We start from the raw sequence: 19,520 nt of genomic DNA, 5'->3' as shown, positions 1-19,520 counted from the left end.
CTCACTCCTGTTCGTCGGCCAGCAGGTCGGCCAGGCTGCGGCGGTCCATCACTTGCAGGAAGGCGGCCAGCGCGTCCCGGATCGCCGCATCCAGCGCGCCGGGGCGGTTGGGGTCGCGGATCTCCTCGGGACCGAAGCATTCGGCGGCGGCCATGTCCGGCTCGGTCACGCGCAGCACCTCGCCCAAGGACAGCGCAGCGGGCTCGCGCCCCAGTTCCAGCCCGCCCGAGCGGCCGCGGACCGAGTTCAGGAACCCCGCCCGGGTCAGCACATTGGCCACCTTGGTCAGATGGCTGCGCGAGATGTCATAGGCGGCAGCGGCTTCCTCGATGGTCACCAGCCGGTCGGGATGCCGCGCCGCATAGATCAGCAGGCGCAGCGCATAATCCGAAAAGCTGGTCAGTCGCATGCAGGGGGCTTCCTCGATCCGCCCGCACAAAAGCACGGCCCGCGCCAGGCGGTCAATGGCGCGCGCCAGGACCAGGTGCGGCCCGTCCGCCCGAACCGCAGGCAAGGCATGGGGCATCCGGGCGGCGGCGCTCTCCATCATCAGAACCGCAGCCGCGTGCCCAGGTAGAAGGCGCGCCCCTCGCCCGGGATGAAGGCCGCCTGCCCCGCCGAGGCCTGGTCCACGACCAGGGTCGAGGCGGCATAGCGTTCGTCGGTCAGGTTGGTGACCCGGGCATGGATCGAGGCGTTCGGCGTCAGCGCATATTCGGCCCCCAGATCGACCAGGGCATAAGAGTCGTTGAAGACCGTGTTCATGTTGTCCACCGGGGTCTCGTCCGGCACCCAATGCAGCTTGCCGGTGATCGTCAGCCGCTCGACCGGGCGCCAGTCCAGCGCCAGCGAGATGACGTTGCGCGGTGCGCCGGCGATGCGGTTGTCGCCGCGCAGGGGATCGTCGTCGAAGCGGAAATCCTGCCAGGTCCAGGCCAGCCGCGCCGCCAGCGTTTCCGTCAGCTCGCCCGACAGGCCAAGCTCGGCCCCGCTGTGCCGCGTCCGCCCGGCATTGACCGAGGCCAGCGTGGCGCCGGTCACGTCGCGCAGGGACAGCAATTCGTTCTTCAGCCGCGCGTGATAGACGGTCGCATCCCAGGACAGGTTCTGCCACCTCCCGCGCCAGCCAAGCTCCAGCGTGGTCGAGGTCTGCGCCTCCAGGTCGGGCGTCGCGAACATCGCCGCCGGCGCGGCGGGATCGGCGGGGCTCGGCCGGCCCGGGCCGCTGTTCGGCGTGCCGCCCACCGTGCCCAGCAGGTCGTCATGGGTCGGCGGCTCGAAGCCGCGCGCCAGCGAGATCCAGGCGAACTGCCCCTCGGCCGGGGTCCAGGACAGGGCCAGCGCCGGGGTGAAGCCGCTATAGCTGCGGTCATAGCTGGTCGAGACCGCCGGCACCGCCCCATCGGGCAGGCGCATGCCGGGATTCATCGGACTGTAGGCCACCGTCGGCCGGGTCGCCGCGCCCCAGCGGTCGTCGCTTTCGCGGCTGGCATGATTGAAGGCGATCGAGGGCGACAGGGTGAATCCGCCCAGCGGCAGGTTCGCCCCGGCAAAGATCGACAGCGTATCCGCCGTCAGCCGGTTGCGGCCGAAGGCCGGGCCGCGCGCGCCGCCCAGGTTGTGGAAATAATCGCGGTCGGCCTTGCCGAAGGACCAGGTCAGCCCGGCCTCGAACAGCGGCAATGCGCCCTCGCCCAGCCGGCTGTAGCGCGCGGTCAGCGTGGCATCGCTGCCCTCGGTATCGCGGAACCCGGCCGAGATCGGAAAGGCGAAGCTGTCGTCGGTCCGCGACAGGCTCAGGCCGAAGTCATAGATGTTCTCGCCGCGCTCCAGCGTGGTGCGGGCGCCGGCCAGGGTCTGCCGGGTCTCGCGCCGCGGCTGGTCGCGCAGCACGTTCGGTCCCGGCCCCACCGGCACGCCGCCGACGATCAGCGGCCCGGCATGGTTGCTTTCGGGATCGTTCCGGACCGCGTCCCAGGTCAGCGGCCCGGCCACGTCGAATTCCAGGTCGGTATGGCTGAAGAACAGCCGCGTCACCGCCTCGCCCGTCTGCAAGGTGACGTTGCCGCCGATCCCCGTGCGGCGCGAGCCGTTGTAGTCGCGATAGCCGTCCTTCTGCGCATGTTCGAAGCGCAGCAGCATATCGGCCCGCTCGCCGTCGATGCCATAGCTGCCCGCGACCTCGCCCCGCCCGAAGCTGCCGCCGCCGAAGCTGAGCCGCATCCCCGGCGCCGATGCGCCCGAAGGCGAGGCGAAGTTGATCGCGCCGCCCAGCACGTTGGCACCGATGCGATTGGCCGCGGCGCCGCGAAACACCTCGATGCTCTCGGCCTGCCCCGGCGCTGCAAGACCGACGACATAGGAGCCGTCGGCGCGATTCACCGGCATGCCGTCCTGAAGGATCAGCAAGCCGCGCTCGGCCGGGTTCTGTTGCAGGCCCGAGCCACGGATCTGGACGCGCGGCTGGTCGTTGCCGCCGAAGAATTCCTGCACGACGACGCCGGGCACCTCGGACAGGGTGTCGGCCAGCGTCGGAGCGGCCTCGCCCGATGCCTCGCTGCGGTCGATCAGCGCCACCGCGCCGGGCGTCGCCTCGAAGCGGCGCGCGGTGGTGTCGGCGCGGATCTCGATCTGGTCCAGCACGATCACCGCGCCGGGCGCCGCCGATTGCGCCAGCGCAGCACCCGCCTGCAAGGACAGGCCGGCGGCCAGCCCGGTCAGCGCGGGGATCATCCGGGGAAAAGGCTTGGTCTTGTCGTCGGCATCCATGGCGGCACATCCTTCATCTTCCCACGCGGAAAAGCGGCGTGGGGGTGGCAATGGGGCGGCTGGCACATGGCTTGCGAGGCGGCATATCGGCGGCGGGAAACGACGCGCCGGGACTGCCGAGATGACCCCGCCTGCATAGGTGAATTAAACATGAATGTGAAGGTCATATTTTGGCCGGGCGCTTTTGCCGCAGCTCCGGCGCGCGGGGTGCGCGCTGGACAGCCGGGACGCGGGCAAGCTACACAGGGACGGCAAAAAAAGCGACCCGAACCAGCCAAAGACGGAAAAGCCATCCCATGTCGAACCAGGGCCGGAAACTGGAGCAGGCGGCCAAGGCGGCGTGGCTTTCCTATGTCGCGGGCAAGACCCAGGACGAGATCGCGGGCATCATGGGCATCTCGCGCCAGACCGCGCAGCGCCTGGTCGCGCAGGCCATGGCCGAAGGCATCGTCAAGATCCGCATCGACCATCCCTTTGCCCATTGCATGGATCTTGCCGCCGAATTGCAGCGCAAATACCGGCTGGCGTTCTGCCAGATCGCCCCCTCGGACGCGCCCGAGGCGGGGGTGGCCCTGATGCTGGCCGATGTGATCGAGCAATGGCTGCGCCGCGCCGAGCCGATGACCATGGCCATCGGCACCGGCCGCACCCTGCGCAGCGCCATCGCGCAATTGCCGCATATCGACTGCCCGCAGCACCGCATCGTCTCGTTGACCGGCAATATCGCGCCGGACGGCTCGACCGCCTATTACAACGTGCTGTTCACGCTCTCGGACCTGGTCAGCGCACGCAGCTTTCCCCTGCCGCTGCCGGTCATCGCCCCCAGCATGCGCGAGCGGCAGGCGGTCAACAGTCAGCCCAGCATCGAGCGGCTGATCCGCATGTCGGCCGAGGCGGCGGTGGCTTTTGTCGGCATCGGCACGCTGGGCGCGGGCGCGCCGCTGATGCTGGACGGGTTCCTGTCGCAACCCGAGCTGGACGCGCTGGTTGCGGTCGGCGCGGTGGGCGAGATCACCGGCTGGGCCTATGACGCGCAGGGCATGCTGGTGCCGGGGCTCAGCAACGACCGCGTGGCCTCGGCCCCGATCCCGCCGCGCGAGACAACGCTGGTCATCGGCGCCGCCCATGGTGCGGAAAAGGTGCCGGCGATCCGCGGCGCGCTGCGCGGCGGGCTGATCAGCGGGCTGATCACCGATGCCGCGACCGGTGCGGCGCTGCTAGAGGGCTGACATCGCGGCGATCTCGGCGCGCTGCTCTTGCATGCGCAGGAAGATGCGCCAGTCCCGCTCGCGCCGGGCGCGCGCGGCTGGGTCGGGGCGAGTCACCTCGACCGGCCTTGCGAAACGCGCCCGCGCCGCGCGGATCCCGCCCATGAGCGGCGCGGCGGCGGCGATGGCGGTGCCCCGCAGCACCGCGTCCTGGGGCTGCCAATGGATATCGGCCCCGATCGCATCGGCATAAAGCTGGCGCAGCAGGGCCGAGCGCGCCTGCCCCCCGGCCATGGCCAGCGCCGCCGGCGCCAGCCCCATATGCGCGATGACCTGCCGCGTCCCCAGCGCGATGCCCACCGCCGCGCGCCAGTAAAGCGCGTCCAGGGCCTGGGCGCTGCGCTCCAGCGTCAGGCCCTGGATCGCGCCGCGCATCAGCGGGTCGGCAAAGGGCGTGCGGCTGCCTTTGATGTCGGGCAGCACGTGCAGGTCCGGCTCCGGCTCGGGATCGGCGGCGATGCGGGCCAGGATGACGTCATGGCTGACCGGCTGCGGATAAAGCCCGCGCACCCGCTCCAGCAGCGCACCGGTGGCGGATTGCCCGCCCTCGCTGACGCTTTCGCCCGGCAGGATCGCGCCGGGATAGGGCCCCCAAAGCGCCGGGCGCGGCGCCAGCCCCGTCGCCATGACACAGTTCGAGGTGCCGGCGATCAGCGCCGGCATGTCCGGCTCCGCGCCAAGCGCCCCGGCGAAGGCGTCGATCAGCCCGGCGGCGACCAGCGTTTCCGGCTCCAGCCCCAGCTCGGCCGCGCCCTGCGGAGAAAGCGGGCCGATGCGCGCGCCGGGCGGCAGGATCGGCCCGGGGCGCGGGAAATCGGCGATTCCGGCCCGGTCCAGCAGGTCCGCCTGCCAGCCGCCCCGGTCGGGCTGCCAGGGCCATTTCGCCGCCGCCGCGCAAAGCGAGCGCGCCTCGATGCCGGTGGCGCGAAAGGCCAGCTGGTCGCAAAGGTCGCGCACCCCTTGCAGCGCCCCCCAGACCTCGGGCCGATGGCGCTTGAGCCACATAAGCTTCGGCGTCTGCATCTCGGGCGAGACCGAGCCCCCGGCCCGCGCGACGATCTCATGCGGGATGCGGCTGAGTTCGGCCGCCTCGGCCACGGCGCGATGGTCGTGCCAGGCGATCACGTCCGGGGCAAAGCCCGGCGCCTCGACCGCCAGCGAGCAGGTGGCGTCGAAGGCCAGCGCGCCCACCTGCGCCGGGCTCGCGCCCGCCTGCCGCCGTGCCTCGGCCAGCGCATCGGCCACGGCCTGCCAGATCTCGGCGAAATCGTGCATGGCCTGGCGATCCGGCCCCGGGATGGTGGCAAAGCCGCGGCTGGCACGGGCGATAAGTCGGCCGTCGAGGGTGAAGAGCCCCGCTCGCGCGCGGGCCGAGCCCACATCCACGGCCCCGATCAGCACGCCGATTCCCCTTCCCTAGCCCAGACCGGCCAGAGTCTTGGGCAAATCCCGGGCGTGGTCAATCAGCGCGTCGGGCGCCAGCGCCGCCAGCTTTTCGGCCAGGCGGGCGGGCGCGGCATGGCTGCCGCCCAGAAAGCCGATCACCCGCATCCCCGCCGCGCGGGCGGCGCGCAATCCGGCCGGGCTGTCCTCGATCACCACGCAATCAGCCGGCGCGATGCCCAAATGCCGGGCAGTGAACAGGAACAGGTCGGGCGCGGGCTTGCCGCGCGCCACCTGCGTCGCGGAATAGACATGCGGGCCGAACAGCGGCGCCAGCCCGGTCAGCGACAAGGACAGCCGCAGCCGGTCGGGCGCGCTGGAGGAGGCCACGGCGCGCGGCCCGGAAAGCTGCGCCACCGTCTCGGCCATGCCCGGCACCGGGCGCAGCTCGCGGCGAAAGCGCAGGGCCAGCGCCTCGGCATAGCCGGGCACGGCCGGGCGCAGATCGACGCCCTGCCCCTCTGCCGCCTCGATGATGGTCGAGAAGGAGCAGCCGAGGAACTCGTCGTAGATGCGGGCGCGGGGGATCGGCGCGCCCAGCCTTTGCAAGAGCGCCTCGATCTCGGCCACGGCAAGGGGCTCGGAATCCACCAGCACGCCGTCGCAGTCGAAGATCAGCCCCCGCACCACTGCCTAGCCCTTGAGATAGGCGTCGAGCGTCGCGCGCGTGCCCCTGTCCCACAGCATGGCCAGCCAGCGCGCAAAGGGCTCGGCAAAGCGCGGATCGCGGCCGGTCGCGCCATAGATCTCGGCCATGTCCAGCCAGGCCGCGGGATCGGTCCGGGCCGCCTGCGCCACCTGAACCAGCTTGTCCCAGTCCGGGTCGTTCGGCTCGATCACCGCGCCGCTGTCGGTGGTCCCGGCGCAATAGCGGCACCAGAGCGCCGATTCCAGCGCCAGCCCGTCCACGGGCAACCCGCGTTCCAGCCGGTGCGCGATGGTCGGGACAATGAATTTCGGCTGCCGGTTCGAGCCGTCCAGGCAAAGCCGGCGCACCGTGTCGCCGATCTTGGGATTGGCGCAGCGTTCGGCCACCTTGGCGAAATAGGCGCCAAGGTCGGTGCCGGGCACCGGCGGCACGGCGGGGATGATCTCGTCGGCCTCGATCTTTTCCAGGAAGGCACGGACCTGGGCGTCCTGCATCGCTTCATGCACGAAATGGATATCGAGCAGCCCGGCCGGATAGGCGATCACCGCATGGCCGCCGTTCAGGATGCGGATCTTCATCAGCTCCCATGGCGTCACGTCGACGACGAATTCGACGCCGGCCTTTTCCAGCGGCGGCCGTCCGGCAGGAAAATTGTCCTCGAGCACCCATTGGATGAAATCCTCGCAGAAGACCGGGGCGTCGTCGGCGATGCCGAAATCCTCGCGCACCATGCGCCGCTCGCGGTCGCTGGTGGCGGGGGTGATGCGGTCCACCATGGCGTTCGGAAAGGCGACATTTGCCAGGATCCAGTCGGCCAGTTCCGGGTCCGACAACCGCGCGGTGCCGGCCACCGCCTCGCAGGTGACCTTGCCGTTATGCGGAATGTTGTCGCAGCACATGACGGTGAAGGGCGCATGGCCCGCCGCCCGGCGCGCCTTCAGCCCCGCGACGATCAGCCCGAACACGGTCCGCGGCGCGTCGGGGCTGGCCGCATCGGCGGCGATCGCGGGATGCGCCCTGTCGAAATGCCCGGTGGCGGCGTCGATGAAATAGCCGCCCTCGGTGATGGTCAGCGCCACGATGCGGATCGCCGGATCGGCCAGCGTGGCGACGACCCGCGCGGGATCGCCCGGCGCGATATAGTCCACGATCGGCCCCAGCACCCGGGCATCCGAGCGTTCGGCCGATTGCTCGACCAGCGTGTAAAGATAGTCCTGCGCCGCCAGCGTGTCGCGCATCCGCGCGTCGCCCGGCATGACGCCGGCGCCGATGATGGCGAAGTCCTGCGCCAGCCCCATGTTCATCAGCCGGTCCAGATAGGCGGCCTGATGGGCGCGGAAGAAATTGCCGACGCCGAAATGCAGGATGCCGGGGCGTAGGGCGGCGCGGTCATAGCCCGGCACCGGCTGGCCGAGGCGGTCGAGGGTCTGGTTGGAAAGCCTGTCCATCCGAATTCATCCCGGTTCTGATCTGTGAGGATGGGGCCGCGGCGGCGACCCCGATGGGGCTGCCGTCAAAGCGCAAGGCCGTTCTTGTCGAAGCGATAGACCCGGCCCTCCTGCGGGGTCAGCCAGATGCGGTCGCCGTGGTCCACCGGGAACTCGCCCGCCGCCCGCGCGACGATGGGGGTGCCGCCGTCCAGCTCGATATGCAGGAAGGTGTCCGAGCCCAGATGCTCGGCCACGCCCACCGTGCCGGCAAAGGCGCCTTCGGTGGTGGACATGACGAAATGCTCGGGCCGTACGCCGATGGCATGGGCGCCCATGCGCGCCGCGGCCTCGCCCTCGATGAAGTTCATGTTCGGGCTGCCGATGAAGCCGGCCACGAAGCGGTTGGCGGGCTTGCGGTAAAGCTCCAGCGGCGAGCCCACCTGCTCGACCCGGCCGGCGCGCAGCACGACGATCTTGTCGGCCATGGTCATCGCCTCGACCTGGTCATGGGTGACATAGACCATGGTGGTCGCCAGCTTCTTGTGCAGCTCGGATATCTCGACCCGCATGTTCACCCGCAGCGCCGCGTCGAGGTTCGACAAGGGCTCGTCGAACAGGAAGGCCGAGGGCTCGCGCACGATGGCCCGGCCGATGGCGACGCGCTGGCGCTGGCCGCCCGAAAGCTGGCCCGGACGGCGGTCCAGATAATCGGTCAGGTTCAGGATGCCGGCTGCGTGCTGGACGCGGCGCTCCTGCTCATCCGCCGGCATGCCGGCCATCTTCAGCGGAAAGGCGATGTTCTTCCTGACCGACATGTGCGGGTAAAGCGCATAGGACTGGAACACCATGGCCAGCTTGCGCTTGGCCGGGGCCGCCTGGGTCACGTCCTGCCCGTCGATGACGATCTGGCCCGAGGTCACGTCCTCCAGTCCCGCGATCAGCCGCAACAGCGTGGACTTGCCGCAGCCCGAAGGGCCGACGAAGACCACGAACTCGCCGTCGTGGATTTCCAGATCGACGCCCGGGATGACTTCGACATCGCCGAAGCTCTTGCGGACTTGCTTGAGCGTAATGCTACCCATCGTGTTACCTCACTTCACCGCGCCGAAGGTCAGGCCGCGCACGAGTTGCTTCTGGCTGAACCAGCCGAGGATCAGGATCGGGGCGATGGCCATGGTGCTCGCCGCCGAGAGTTTCGCGTAGAACAGCCCTTCGGGCGAGGAATAGCTGGCGATGAAGGTCGTCAGCGGTGCCGCCTTGGACGTGGTCAGGTTCAGCGTCCAGAACGCCTCGTTCCAGGCCAGGATGACGTTCAGGAGCAGCGTCGAGGCGATGCCGGGCACCGCCATCGGCGTCAGCACATGCAGGATCTCGTTCTTGAGGCTCGCCCCGTCCATCCGCGCCGCCTCGAGGATCTCGGAGGGGATCTCGCGGAAATAGGTATAGAGCATCCAGGTGATGATCGGCAGGTTGATCAGCATCAGGACGACGGTGATGCCGAAGCGGGTGTCGAGAAGCCCCCAGCTGCGGAACAGCAGATACATCGGGATCAGCACCCCGGCCGCCGGCATCATCTTGGTGGAGAGCATCCACATCAGCAGATCCTTGGTGCGCTTGGCCGGCTGGAAGGCCATCGACCAGGCGGCCGGGATGGCGATCAAGAGGCCCAAGAGCGTCGAGCCGACCGAGATGATGACCGAGTTCATGAAATGCCGGAAATAGGGCGAGCGGGACTGCACCTCGGCATAGTTCTGGGTCGTCCAGTCGAAGAACAGGAACTTCGGCGGGGATGCTATGGCATCGGCCTCGGACTTGAAGCTGGTCAGGATCGTCCAGAGGATCGGAAAGAAGATCAGGAACGCCACGCCCCAGGCCAGGATGGTGAAGCCCCAGCGGCGGGTATCGGAAATCTTGCGGGCCATGGTTCTTACTCCAGCGTCTTGCCGATCATCCGCATCAGGAAGATCGCGACGATATTGGCAAGGATGACGGCGATGATGCCCCCGGCAGAGGCGCCGCCCACGTCGAATTGCAAGAGCGCCTGGCTATAGACCAGATAGGTCAGGTTGGTGGACTGATAGCCGGGGCCGCCATTGGTGGTGACCAGGATCTCGGCAAAGACCGAGAGCAGGAAGATCGTCTCGATCAGGATCACCACGGTGATGGCGCGCGACAGGTGCGGCAGGATCAGATGGGTGAACTTGGCCCAGGTGCCGGCCCCGTCCATCTCGGCCGCCTCCATCTGCTCGCTGTCCAGGGATTGCAGCGCGGTCAGCAGGATCAGCGTCGCGAAGGGCAGCCATTGCCAGGCGACGATCAGGATGATCGACATCAGCGGATATTGCGCCAGGAAGTCGATGGGCTGCGCGCCCACCGCCTTGGCGAGCCAGGCGAACAGCCCGTTCACCGGGTTCATGAACATGTTCTTCCACACCAGCGCCGAAACGGTCGGCATGATGAAGAAGGGCGCGATCACCATGATGCGCACCACGCCCTGGCCGAACATGGGCTGGTCCAGCAGCAGCGCCAGCAGGATGCCGCCGCCCACGGTGATGACCAGCACGCCCCCGACCAGCAGCAGCGTGTTCTGCATCGCGGTCCAGAAGGCGGGATCGGACAGGAAATACTTGTAGTTGGTCCAGCCGATGAACTGTTCCATGCCGGGCGAGAGCAGGTTGTAGCTCTGGAAGCTGAACCACAGCGTCATGGCCAGCGGCACGATCATCCAGCCCAGAAGCAGCAGGACCGAGGGCGCGACCATCAGCCGCGCGAGTGTTTTCTGATGTCGGGTAGCCATCGGCGCGCCTCCCACGCGAGCGATGAGGGTTCGGATTGCGGCAGGGGCGGGCTCGCCGCCCCCCGCCCGGTTCGGGACCGTCAGGCCAGACCGGCCGTCACTTGGGATAGCCGGCCCTGGCCATTTCGCGCTCGGCGATCTGCTGGGCCATCTGTAGCGCCTGATCGACGCTGGCCTGCCCGGCCAGGGCGGCCGAGAACTGCTGGCCGACCGCGGTGCCAAGCGCCTGGAACTCGGGGATGCCCACCCATTGCGTGCCGATATAGGGCACCTCGACGGTGGTCGGGTTCTTCAGATCGGCCGACATGATGCTGTCCAGCGTCGGCTTGGCGAAGGGCGCGGCCTCCAGATAGGCCGGGTTCTCGTAAAGCGAGGTCCGGGTGCCGGGCGGCACATTCGCCCAGCCCTCTTCCGCCGCGACCTGCTCGGTATAGGCCTTGGAGGTCGCCCAGGCGACGAACTTCTTCGCGGCATCCGGCGCGTCGGTCGAGGACGGGATCGCCAGCGTCCAGGCCCAAAGCCACATCTGCGGCTTCTCGCCCTCGGGGGCCAGCGCATAGCCGACCTTGTCGGCCACGGTCGAATCCTTGGGGTTCGACACGAAGCTCGCCGCCACGGTTGCGTCGATCCACATGCCGCATTTGCCGGTCTGGAACAGCGCCAGGTTCTCGTTGAAGCCGTTCGACGAGGCGCCGGGCGGGCCGGCCTCGTTCATGATCGCGACGTAATCGGTCAGCGCCTTCTTCCAGGCCTCGCCCGAGAATTGCGGCTTCCATTCCATGTCGAACCAGGGCGCGCCGTAGCTTGCGCCCATCGAGGTCAGGAAGGCCATGTTCTCGCCCCAGCCGGCCTTGCCGCGCAGGCAGATGCCATAGACCTCGGCCGACTTGTCGGTCATCTTGCGCGCCGCGTCATAGATGAAGTCCCAGGTCGGGCGCTCGGGCATCTCCAGCCCGGCCTTTTCCATCAGATCGGTGCGATACATGATCATCGCGGATTCGCCATAGAAGGGCGCGGCGTAAAGCTTGCCGTCCAGCGACAGCCCCTCGGCGATGGGCGGCAGGATGTCGGCGGCGTCGTAATCCGCACCCATGTCCTCGAGCGCCAGGAGCCAGCCCTGCCTGGCCCAGATCGGCACCTCGTAATTGCCGACCGTCACGATGTCGTATTGCCCGCCCTTGGTGGCGATGTCGGTGGTGACGCGCTGGCGCAGCACGTTCTCCTCCAGCGTGACCCATTCCAGCTGGATGTCCGGGTTCGCATCGGTGAACGGCTTGGTCATCTTCTGCATGCGGATCATGTCGCCGTTGTTCACGGTGGCAATGGTCAGCGTCTCGGCCAAGGCGGGCGCCGCCAGCGCCGTCATGGCGCAGGCCCCCATCAGGCCGCGCAGCATCATGCTCATTCGATTGTCCTCCCCTGCGGATCAGCATTTGCTAATACGATGGGCAAATGCTCACATACTCGCAACGGGGCTGTCAAGCGAAATCGGCGCGGCCCGATACCCGGGACCGCGCCGACTGATAGGTTCTTGCCGGGGCAGGTTCACCCGCGGCCGCGATAGGGCGGCACGCCCTGATCGGGGATCCAGACCCCCTCGGGGATGGGTCCGGTCTGCCAGAAGACGTCGATGGGCATGCCGCCGCGCGGATACCAGTAGCCGCCGATGCGCAGCCAGCGCGGCGCAAGGAACCCTGCCAGCCGCCGGCCGATCGAGACGGTGCAATCCTCGTGAAAAGCGCCGTTATTCCGAAAGCTTCCAAGGTAAAGCTTCAGCGATTTCGATTCGACCAGCCAATCGCCCGGCACATAGTCGATGACCAGATGCGCGAAATCCGGCTGCCCGGTCATCGGGCAGAGCGAGGTGAACTCGGGCGCGGTGAAGCGCACGTTGTAGGACACGTCGGCCTGCGGGTTCCGCACCCGCTCCAGCTCGGCCTTGTCGGGGCTTTCGGGCAGCACGGTGGCGCCGCCCAGCTGCTTGAGGCCGCTATAGATCGTCTCGGTCATGGTTCCCTCCGAATGTCAGACGCCGCGCCGGTTGCCCCAGATCAGGACATGCAGCTGCGGCAGGATGCGCGGTTTCAGCCAGCCGCGGCCGACCGTGTTCTCGACCAGCCACAGCAGCCGGTCGGCCAGGGCCTGCGGATCGACCGGCAGGGCGGGATCGGTCTCGGGGTTGCCCGGTTGCAGGTAGAGCGGCAGGCCGGGATGGCGGGCGGCCACCTCGCGCGCCCAGTCCAGGTCGCGCTGATCGAAGATCACGATCTTCAGCACCTGCTGCCCCGCGCCCTCGCCCGCCTTCAGGCAGCGGTCGAAGGCGTCCCAATCGACCACCTGCCCGCTGGACGGCGGCTTCGGCGACAGCACCAGCATGGACAGGTCCGCGAACCAAGGCTGCGCGACCGAGCCCTGCGTCTCGCAGGCGAAACGGTAGCCTTCGGCGCGTCCCAGCGCGATCAGCCGCGCGAAGTCCTGGATCGCCGGATTGCCGCCGGACAGCGAGACGGTCAGCGGCTGGCCGCCGGACAGGCGCCGCACCTCGGCCCAGACCGCCTCGGCGGTCATCGGCCGCCATTCGTGGCGGTGTTGGCTCTCCACCGCGTGCAGGCTGTCGCACCAGACGCAGCGATAGTCGCAGCCGCCGGCACGGACAAAGACCGTGGGCTCGCCGATCAGCGCGCCCTCGCCCTGGATGGTCGGGCCGAAGATCTCGGCAATGCGCAGCGTCATGGCCGATACTCGGCCCAGGTCTTGGGCGTCTCGGACACCCGGACCGCCACCGTCTCGGGCCAGCGCGCCTTGCACCAATCATGGAAATGCCGCGCGATGGCCTCGGCGGTCGAGGGGCCGTCCAGCACCTCGTTCAGGTGGCGATGGTCGAAATGCGTGTCGATATAATGCTTCAGCGCCGCAAGCTCGTGATAGTCGCGCACGAAGCCGTCGGCGTTCAGCTCGGCCGCGGCCAGTTCCACCACGACGACATAATTGTGCCCGTGCAGCCGGGCGCATTGGTGATCCGGCGGCAGATGCGCCAGCTGGTGCGAGGCCGAGAAATGGAACTCCTTGGCGATGCGGAACATCAGGCCCGCCCTCGTTCCGCGATGGCCTGCCGCCAGAAATCGGCATCCTCATAGGCGGTCGGGTCGGGAATGCCGGCCAGGTGGAAGGCCTCGCGCCGCTCGACGCAGGTGCCGCAGCGCCCGCAATGCAGGGCGCCGCCCTTGTAGCAGGACCAGGTCTCGGCAAAGGGCGTGCCGTGGCGGGCGCCCTCGGTGACGATGTCGGCCTTGCTCCGATGCACGAAGGGGGTCAGCAGCCGCAGCTGCGCATAGCCGTCCAGCGCCGCGTCCTGCATCTGCTGGAACGCCTCGGTGAATGCGGGGCGGCAGTCGGGATAGATGAAGTGATCGCCGCCATGCACGGCGGCTGCCACCGCCTGATCGCCCATCGCCGCCGCCATGCCGAAGGCGATGGTCAGCATGATGGCGTTGCGGTTCGGGACCACGGTGATGCGCATGGTTTCCTCGGCATAATGCCCGTCCGGCACCTCGGCCCCGCCGGTCAGGGCCGAGCCGGTCAGCACCGCCCCCACCCCGCGCATGTCGATGACGTGATGCGGCACGTCCAGCCGCCGGGCGGCGGCGGCGGCGTAATCCAGTTCCTTGCGGTGGCGCTGGCCGTAGTCGAACGAGATCAGGCGCGAGAGCCCGCCTTGCGCGGCGACCATATGCGCCAGCGAAACGGAATCGAGTCCGCCCGAGCAGACAACTATCGTCTTCATGATGTGACCCTTGTTTTGATGACCGGGTAGGCTGCGACCGGTATGGGCGCCCGACATAGCGGGCTTTGGCCGGCGGCGCAACCGCCGGGCCGCATCACTCCGAGATGTCCAGCGCCGGGGTTTCGCCGCTGTCCTCCAGATGCCAGACCGCCCGCCAGCGCCCGTCGCGGCGGGCAAGGGTCAGGTAGTTCCGTTCGGCCACATAGCGGTGGCGCTGGCCGGGCAGCGGGTGGATGCGGATCGGATGGCCGGGCAAGGGCGCCTCGCCCAAGCCGGCGAACAGCCCCAGCGCGCGGGCATAGGCTTGCGGCGGCGCGCGATGCGAAATGCCCGAGGCGACCAGCTGATGCACCTTCTGCGCCTCCGGCCCCATCACGGCGCGGGTCGCCAGGTGGATCTCGCCCGACAGCGCGGTGACATGGGCACGGGCGCGCCATTTCAGCACCTCAGCCAGCAAGCGCCGCCATTCGGCACGATGCACCCGGCTTTGCCACTGGTCGCGCAGGTCGTCCTCGTAATGCTACATGCGCGGAATCGCCATCATCACCCGCTCCAGGAGCGACAGGCGCGGGCCCAGCAACGGGACGCTGGAGACCAGGAACACGTGTTCGCCCTGCGGCGCCAACGCCTCGACCGCCTGCAAGCCCGCCGGCCCCATGATGCGGTGGCGGTTTCGTTCCGACCGCAAGTCGGGCGCGGCGATGGTCAGGCCGGGCAGCTCGCGCTTCCAGCTGAGGCTGGCGCCCGAGGCATCGAGGAACAGCCCGGGAATGTCGCTTTCCACCGCGCCGTGCTGGAACAGCAGATAGGTCTCGCGCGCCACGCCGAACAGCGTCCGCCCCACGGCGGAGCGGCTGCGTTTCTCGGGCAGCGAGCCCCAGCCGTCGCAGATGTCGTGGTCGTCCCAGACCGACAGCACCGGCACCTGCGCCGCCATCGCGGCATAGCCCGGCGCCTGCAAGACATGCAGATAGCGCGCGACGAAGCGGCGGCGCAGATGCTCGGCCAGATCGGCCAGCGCGGCGGGATCATCCACCTGCGGCACCTTGTCGGGCCAGTCCCGGCTCAGCGGATGGCCCTGCGTCGCCTCGTCGGCATAGATCTGGTCGCCGCCTTGCAGCAGCAGCGCAAAGGGCGCGCGGGCATGGTCGCGAGCCAGCCGCGTCCACATCAGGTTGCGCTCGGCGCCGTCGCGGTCCAGGTCGCCGTTCTCCTCGCCATTGCAGGAGACGAAGGCGAGACGCAGATCGCCGGACAGATCGGTGACCACCTCGTGAAAGCGGCCCTCGAATTCATAGCCGCGATCCTGTGCGGTCAGGGTGAAATCGTGCCGCCAGACGGCGAGGCCGGCGATCTCGGCGATGCGTTGCGGCGCGATCTCGGCCTCCGACAGGCGGATCGGCGGCGGGGCGGGTTCGTCCTTCGGCCGGATGACGATGGCCGCCAGCCGGATGCCCTGCCCCGCCATGCCGCGGAAATGCAGGATCGGCCCTGCCCGGTCGGGTTGCTGTGCCACGTCCATCATTCAGCCTGTCCTTTTCGCATTGCAGCGACGGATATAGGCGCGGCGCGGCAAAGCGCAAATCCGGCCGGCGGCGAACCGCGGCCCCGCCGCCGGCGTTGATCCCGAAAGCAGCAGGGAGCCGGCCATGGCCGAACGGATCGAAGGCGTGACCATCTCGCATCCCGAGCGGGTGATCTTTGCCGATGTCGGACCGGGCAAGGCGGGGCTGACCAAGGCGGGGCTGGCGCGCTACTACCAGCGGATCGCGCCCCTGATGCTGGAGGAGGCCGCGAACCGCCCGCTGTCGCTGCTGCGCCTGCCCGAGGGGATGGCGGGCGAGCGTTTCTTTCAGAAGCATCCCGGCAAGGGCTTTCCCAAGGCGATCCGGCAGATGCAGATCACCGAAAGCGATGGCGAGGATGCGGCCTATGCCTATGTCACCGATGCGGCGGGGCTGGTCGCCGCGGTCCAGATGGGCACGGTCGAGTTCCACATCTGGCCCGCCCGCCGCGACCGGCTGGAGCGGCCCGACCGGCTGGTCTTCGACCTCGACCCCGACGAGGGGCTGGGCTTCGATGCGGTGCGCAGCGCCGCCCTGTCGCTGCGCGGCCGGCTGCTGGATCTGGGGCTTGAGCCTTGGGCGATGCTGACCGGCGGCAAGGGCGTGCATCTGGTCGTCCCCTTGCGCCGCAACCTCGGCTGGGAGGAGCTCAAGCGTTTCGCCCGCGGCTTCGCCACGCTTTGCGCGCGCGAGGAACCGGACCGCTATACGGTGGAGCTGGCCAAGGCCAGCCGCAAGGGGCGGATCTTCATCGACTGGCTGCGCAACGAGCGCGGCTCGACGGCGGTCGCGCCCTTTTCGGTGCGGGCCCGGCCCGGCGCCCCGGTGGCGGCCCCGGTCGGCTGGGACGAACTGGCCGGGATCAAGACCGCCCGCGCCTTCGGCATCGCGGCAGCACAGGAGCGCGGCTGGGCCGGCGTGACGCGGGAGCGACAAAGCCTGACCCGACCCATGTTCGCGGCGCTGGAGAAGGCGCTGGCCGACTAAGCCCCCGTTCGGCCCTCGATGCGCCTGCCGCTGCCGGGGTCGAAGACATGCAGATGCGCAGGATCGGGCACCACCTCGACCCGGTCGCCGCGCGCCAGCCCGCTGGTGCCGGGCAGGCGCAGCACCAAGGGCACCTCGGAGCCGTCGATCATGCCATAGCCGAAGGCATCGGCACCCAGCCGCTCGACCGAACGCAGCAGGACCGGGATTGCCGCCTCGCCCGGCTGGGCGGGCCGCAGATGCTCGGGGCGCAGGCCAAGCCGCAAATCGCCGCCGCGCGGCAGGCCCGGCAGCGGCAGGATCGCACCGCCGGGCAGGGTGACCTGCCCCTCCGCCGTAGAGATGGTAAAGATGTTCATCGCCGGCGAGCCGATGAAGCCGGCGACAAATTCGCTGGCGGGACGTTCATAGACCTCGAGCGGCGTGGCGATCTGTTCGGCCACGCCCTTGTTCATCACGATCAGCCGGTCGGCCAGCGTCATCGCCTCGACCTGGTCATGGGTGACGTAAAGCGTGGTCTGGCCGGTGCGCAGGTGCATCTCCTTGATCTGCAAGCGCATCTGCACCCGCAGCTTGGCGTCCAGGTTCGACAGCGGCTCGTCCAGCAGCAGCGCGGCGGGCTCACGCACCAGGGCGCGGCCCATGGCGACGCGCTGGCGCTGGCCACCCGACAGCGCGCGCGGCTTGCGGTCCAGATAGGGCTCCAGCTCCAGCATGGTCGCGGCCTTGGCGACGCGGGCCTCGATCTCGGCTTTCGGCAGCCTGGCGATCTTGAGGCCGTAAGCCATGTTCTCGCGCACCGACATATGCGGATAAAGCGCATAGTTCTGGAATACCATGGCGATGTCGCGCTGGCGCGGTTCCAGCTCGTTGACCACCTTGCCGCCGATCTCGACCGTGCCGGCGCTGATGGCCTCCAGCCCGGCCACCATCCGCAGCAGCGTGGACTTGCCGCAGCCGGACGGCCCGACGATCACCACGAACTCGCCATCGGCGATCTCCATGGTGATGCCGTGGATGACCTGGTTTCCCGCATAGCTCTTGCGGACGTCGTTGAGCAGGATGCGGGCCATCTATTTCTCCGTCTCGACCAGGCCCTTGACGAACCAGCGCTGCATCAGCACCACCACCAGGATCGGCGGCAGGATGGCCAGCACGCTTGTGACCATCACGAGGTTCCAGGGCGTATCGGCATCGGCGAAGGAGATCATCTTCTTCAGCGCGATGACGATGGTGTTCATTTCGTTGGAATTGGTGACCAGCAGCGGCCACAGGTATTGCGTCCAGCCATAGATGAACTGGATCACGAAGATCGCCGCGACATTGGTCAGCGACAGGGGCCACAGGATGTCCTTGAAGAACCGCCAGGGCCCGGCGCCGTCGACGCGCGCGGCCTCCAGCAATTCGTCCGGGATGGTCATGAAGAACTGCCGGAACAGAAGCGTCGCGGTGGCCGAGGCGATCAGGGGCAGGATCAGCCCCGGATAGGTGTCGATCAGTCCCAGATCGACCATGACCTTGTAGGTCGGCTGGATGCGCACCTCGACCGGCAGCATCAGGGTGATGAAGATCAGCCAGAAACAGGCCATGCGCAGCGGAAAGCGGAAGAAGACGATGGCATAGGCCGAGGCCATCGAGATCGCGATCTTTCCCAGCGCGATGCCCATGGCGACGATGGTGGTATTGGCCAGGAGCCGCCACAGGCTGACCCCGCCAATGCGGCTGATCCCGCCCGAGAAGGCATCGGAATAGTTCCGCGCCGCCTCGGGTCCGGGCAGCAGGGGCAGCGGCGGGCGCAGGATGGTCTGCACCGAATGGGTCGAGGCGACGAAGACGTAATAGACCGGAAAGGCCACCACGATCACCCCCAGCACCATCCAGAGATGTGCCAGCAATCGCCCGGCGCCGCGCGCGGCCAGCGGAGAGGATTCAGCCATAATGCACCCTCCTCTCGATGAAGCGGAACTGGAAGGCGGTCAGCGCGATCACGATGATCATCAGGATCACCGATTGCGCGGCGCTGTCGCCCATGATCAGGTTCACGAAACCGTCGTTATAGACCTTGTAGACCAGCGTCTCGGTCGCCTTGCCGGGGCCGCCGCCGGTCACCGCATGGATGATGCCGAAGGTGTCGAACAGCGCATAGACGGTGTTCACCACCAGCAGGAAGAAGGTCGTCGGCGCCAGAAGCGGGAAGGTGATGGTCCAGAAGGCATGGCGGCGCGAGGCGCCGTCGATCGCCGCCGCCTCCAGCAGCGAGCGGGGAATCGCCTGCAAGCCCGCGACGAAGAACAGGAAATTGTAGGAGATCTGCTTCCATGTCGCGGCTGCGACCACCAGCGCCATGGCCTGCTCGCCGTCCAGAAGCGGGTTCCAGTAGATGCCCATCTGCCGCAGCGGCCAGGCCAGGGTGCCGAAGCTGGGATTGAACATGAACAGCCACAGCATGCCGGCGATGGCGGGCGCCACCGCATAGGGCCAGATCATCAGCGTGCGATAGAAGCCCTTGCCGCGGATGATCTTCTCCGCCTGCACCGCCAGGAACAGCGCGATCGCCATGGCGCAGAAGGCGACCAGCACCGAGAACACCACCGTCACCCGGACCGAGTTCAGATAGTTCGGATCGCTCAGCACCTTGCGGAAATTCGCCAGCCCCACGAAGGTCGTCTTCAGGCCGAAGGCGTCCTCGCGCAGCACGGACTGGCGAAAGGCCTGCGCCGCCGGCCAATAGAAGAAGATCAGCGTGATCGCCAGTTGCGGCGCCAGCAGCAGCCAGGGCAGCAGCTTGTGCGGAAAGACCGTGCGTCTCATCCGTCCCCCTTGTCGGA

Annotated in this window: 20 protein-coding genes; 2 read left to right on the top strand and 18 right to left on the bottom strand. The window is 68.4% G+C overall.

What is annotated here, in order from left to right; translation table 11 throughout:
- Position 1: 1 nt before the first annotated feature.
- A complete protein-coding gene (locus AQY21_RS11280; protein ID WP_203416483.1) occupies positions 2-550 on the bottom strand; it encodes an Rrf2 family transcriptional regulator in 549 nt (182 codons plus the stop codon).
- Positions 550-2,769: a TonB-dependent receptor gene (locus AQY21_RS11275; protein ID WP_058097756.1), complete on the bottom strand. Its 2,220-nt coding sequence runs from the start codon at positions 2,767-2,769 to the stop codon at positions 550-552. The genes AQY21_RS11280 and AQY21_RS11275 overlap by 1 nt, the downstream gene beginning before the upstream one ends.
- A gap of 296 nt (positions 2,770-3,065) precedes the next feature.
- Here AQY21_RS11275 and AQY21_RS11270 point away from each other — a divergent pair, with 296 nt between their 5' ends.
- Entirely contained in the window at positions 3,066-3,998 is a 933-nt protein-coding gene (locus AQY21_RS11270) for a sugar-binding transcriptional regulator (protein WP_058097755.1), read from the top strand.
- Here AQY21_RS11270 and AQY21_RS11265 read toward each other — a convergent pair.
- The 13 genes from AQY21_RS11265 to AQY21_RS11210 all read right to left on the bottom strand — a co-directional run bounded on the left by AQY21_RS11265 (position 3,987) and on the right by AQY21_RS11210 (position 15,665).
- Positions 3,987-5,438, bottom strand: coding sequence for an FGGY-family carbohydrate kinase (locus AQY21_RS11265; protein WP_058097754.1), 1,452 nt, complete (start codon positions 5,436-5,438; stop codon positions 3,987-3,989). The two genes, AQY21_RS11270 and AQY21_RS11265, sit on opposite strands and share 12 nt — an antisense overlap.
- A gap of 15 nt (positions 5,439-5,453) precedes the next feature.
- Positions 5,454-6,107, bottom strand: coding sequence for an HAD-IA family hydrolase (locus tag AQY21_RS11260; RefSeq protein ID WP_238986750.1), 654 nt, complete (start codon positions 6,105-6,107; stop codon positions 5,454-5,456).
- A gap of 6 nt (positions 6,108-6,113) precedes the next feature.
- Entirely contained in the window at positions 6,114-7,577 is a 1,464-nt protein-coding gene (locus AQY21_RS11255) for a mannitol dehydrogenase family protein (RefSeq protein WP_058097752.1), read from the bottom strand.
- A gap of 65 nt (positions 7,578-7,642) precedes the next feature.
- Complete coding sequence (locus AQY21_RS11250) at positions 7,643-8,641, bottom strand: ABC transporter ATP-binding protein (RefSeq protein ID WP_058097751.1); 999 nt, start codon at positions 8,639-8,641, stop codon at positions 7,643-7,645.
- Positions 8,642-8,650: 9 nt separating this feature from the next.
- Positions 8,651-9,481: a carbohydrate ABC transporter permease gene (locus AQY21_RS11245; RefSeq protein ID WP_058097750.1), complete on the bottom strand. Its 831-nt coding sequence runs from the start codon at positions 9,479-9,481 to the stop codon at positions 8,651-8,653.
- Between the two features lie 5 nt (positions 9,482-9,486).
- A complete protein-coding gene (locus AQY21_RS11240; protein ID WP_058097749.1) occupies positions 9,487-10,356 on the bottom strand; it encodes a carbohydrate ABC transporter permease in 870 nt (289 codons plus the stop codon).
- A gap of 97 nt (positions 10,357-10,453) precedes the next feature.
- Complete coding sequence (locus AQY21_RS11235) at positions 10,454-11,761, bottom strand: sugar ABC transporter substrate-binding protein (RefSeq protein WP_058097748.1); 1,308 nt, start codon at positions 11,759-11,761, stop codon at positions 10,454-10,456.
- Between the two features lie 140 nt (positions 11,762-11,901).
- A complete protein-coding gene (queF, locus tag AQY21_RS11230) occupies positions 11,902-12,366 on the bottom strand; it encodes a preQ(1) synthase (protein ID WP_058097747.1) in 465 nt (154 codons plus the stop codon).
- 15 nt (positions 12,367-12,381) lie between these two features.
- Entirely contained in the window at positions 12,382-13,089 is a 708-nt protein-coding gene (gene queE / locus AQY21_RS11225) for a 7-carboxy-7-deazaguanine synthase QueE (RefSeq protein WP_058097746.1), read from the bottom strand.
- Complete coding sequence (locus tag AQY21_RS11220; protein ID WP_058097745.1) at positions 13,086-13,439, bottom strand: 6-pyruvoyl tetrahydropterin synthase family protein; 354 nt, start codon at positions 13,437-13,439, stop codon at positions 13,086-13,088. The genes queE and AQY21_RS11220 overlap by 4 nt, the downstream gene beginning before the upstream one ends.
- A complete protein-coding gene (queC, locus tag AQY21_RS11215; RefSeq protein ID WP_058097744.1) occupies positions 13,439-14,140 on the bottom strand; it encodes a 7-cyano-7-deazaguanine synthase QueC in 702 nt (233 codons plus the stop codon). The genes AQY21_RS11220 and queC overlap by 1 nt, the downstream gene beginning before the upstream one ends.
- Positions 14,141-14,234: 94 nt before the next feature.
- Positions 14,235-14,621 carry a hypothetical protein gene (locus tag AQY21_RS30185; RefSeq protein WP_369807758.1) on the bottom strand — a complete coding sequence of 129 codons (387 nt, stop codon included), beginning with the start codon at positions 14,619-14,621 and terminating at the stop codon, positions 14,235-14,237.
- Between the two features lie 39 nt (positions 14,622-14,660).
- Entirely contained in the window at positions 14,661-15,665 is a 1,005-nt protein-coding gene (locus AQY21_RS11210) for an alkaline phosphatase D family protein (RefSeq protein ID WP_369807757.1), read from the bottom strand.
- Positions 15,666-15,789: 124 nt separating this feature from the next.
- Here AQY21_RS11210 and ligD point away from each other — a divergent pair, with 124 nt between their 5' ends.
- Entirely contained in the window at positions 15,790-16,692 is a 903-nt protein-coding gene (ligD, locus tag AQY21_RS11205; protein WP_238986749.1) for a non-homologous end-joining DNA ligase, read from the top strand.
- Here the strand turns inward: ligD and AQY21_RS11200 are convergent.
- Genes AQY21_RS11200 through ugpA form a run of 3 tightly spaced genes read right to left on the bottom strand, consistent with a single transcriptional unit; the run spans position 16,689 to position 19,503 of the window.
- Positions 16,689-17,765, bottom strand: a complete 1,077-nt coding sequence (locus tag AQY21_RS11200) for a sn-glycerol-3-phosphate import ATP-binding protein UgpC (protein WP_058097742.1) — start codon at positions 17,763-17,765, stop codon at positions 16,689-16,691. The two genes, ligD and AQY21_RS11200, sit on opposite strands and share 4 nt — an antisense overlap.
- Entirely contained in the window at positions 17,766-18,629 is an 864-nt protein-coding gene (ugpE, locus tag AQY21_RS11195) for a sn-glycerol-3-phosphate ABC transporter permease UgpE (protein WP_058097741.1), read from the bottom strand.
- Positions 18,622-19,503, bottom strand: a complete 882-nt coding sequence (gene ugpA, locus AQY21_RS11190; protein ID WP_024845151.1) for a sn-glycerol-3-phosphate ABC transporter permease UgpA — start codon at positions 19,501-19,503, stop codon at positions 18,622-18,624. Before ugpA ends, ugpE begins: the two co-directional genes overlap by 8 nt.
- Between the last annotated feature and the right edge of the window lie 17 nt (positions 19,504-19,520).

The sequence above is a fragment of the Paracoccus sp. MKU1 genome, from assembly GCF_001447385.1.
Classification (GTDB): Bacteria; Pseudomonadota; Alphaproteobacteria; order Rhodobacterales; family Rhodobacteraceae; genus Paracoccus.
This window is presented reverse-complemented; position numbering and strand designations above follow the sequence as displayed.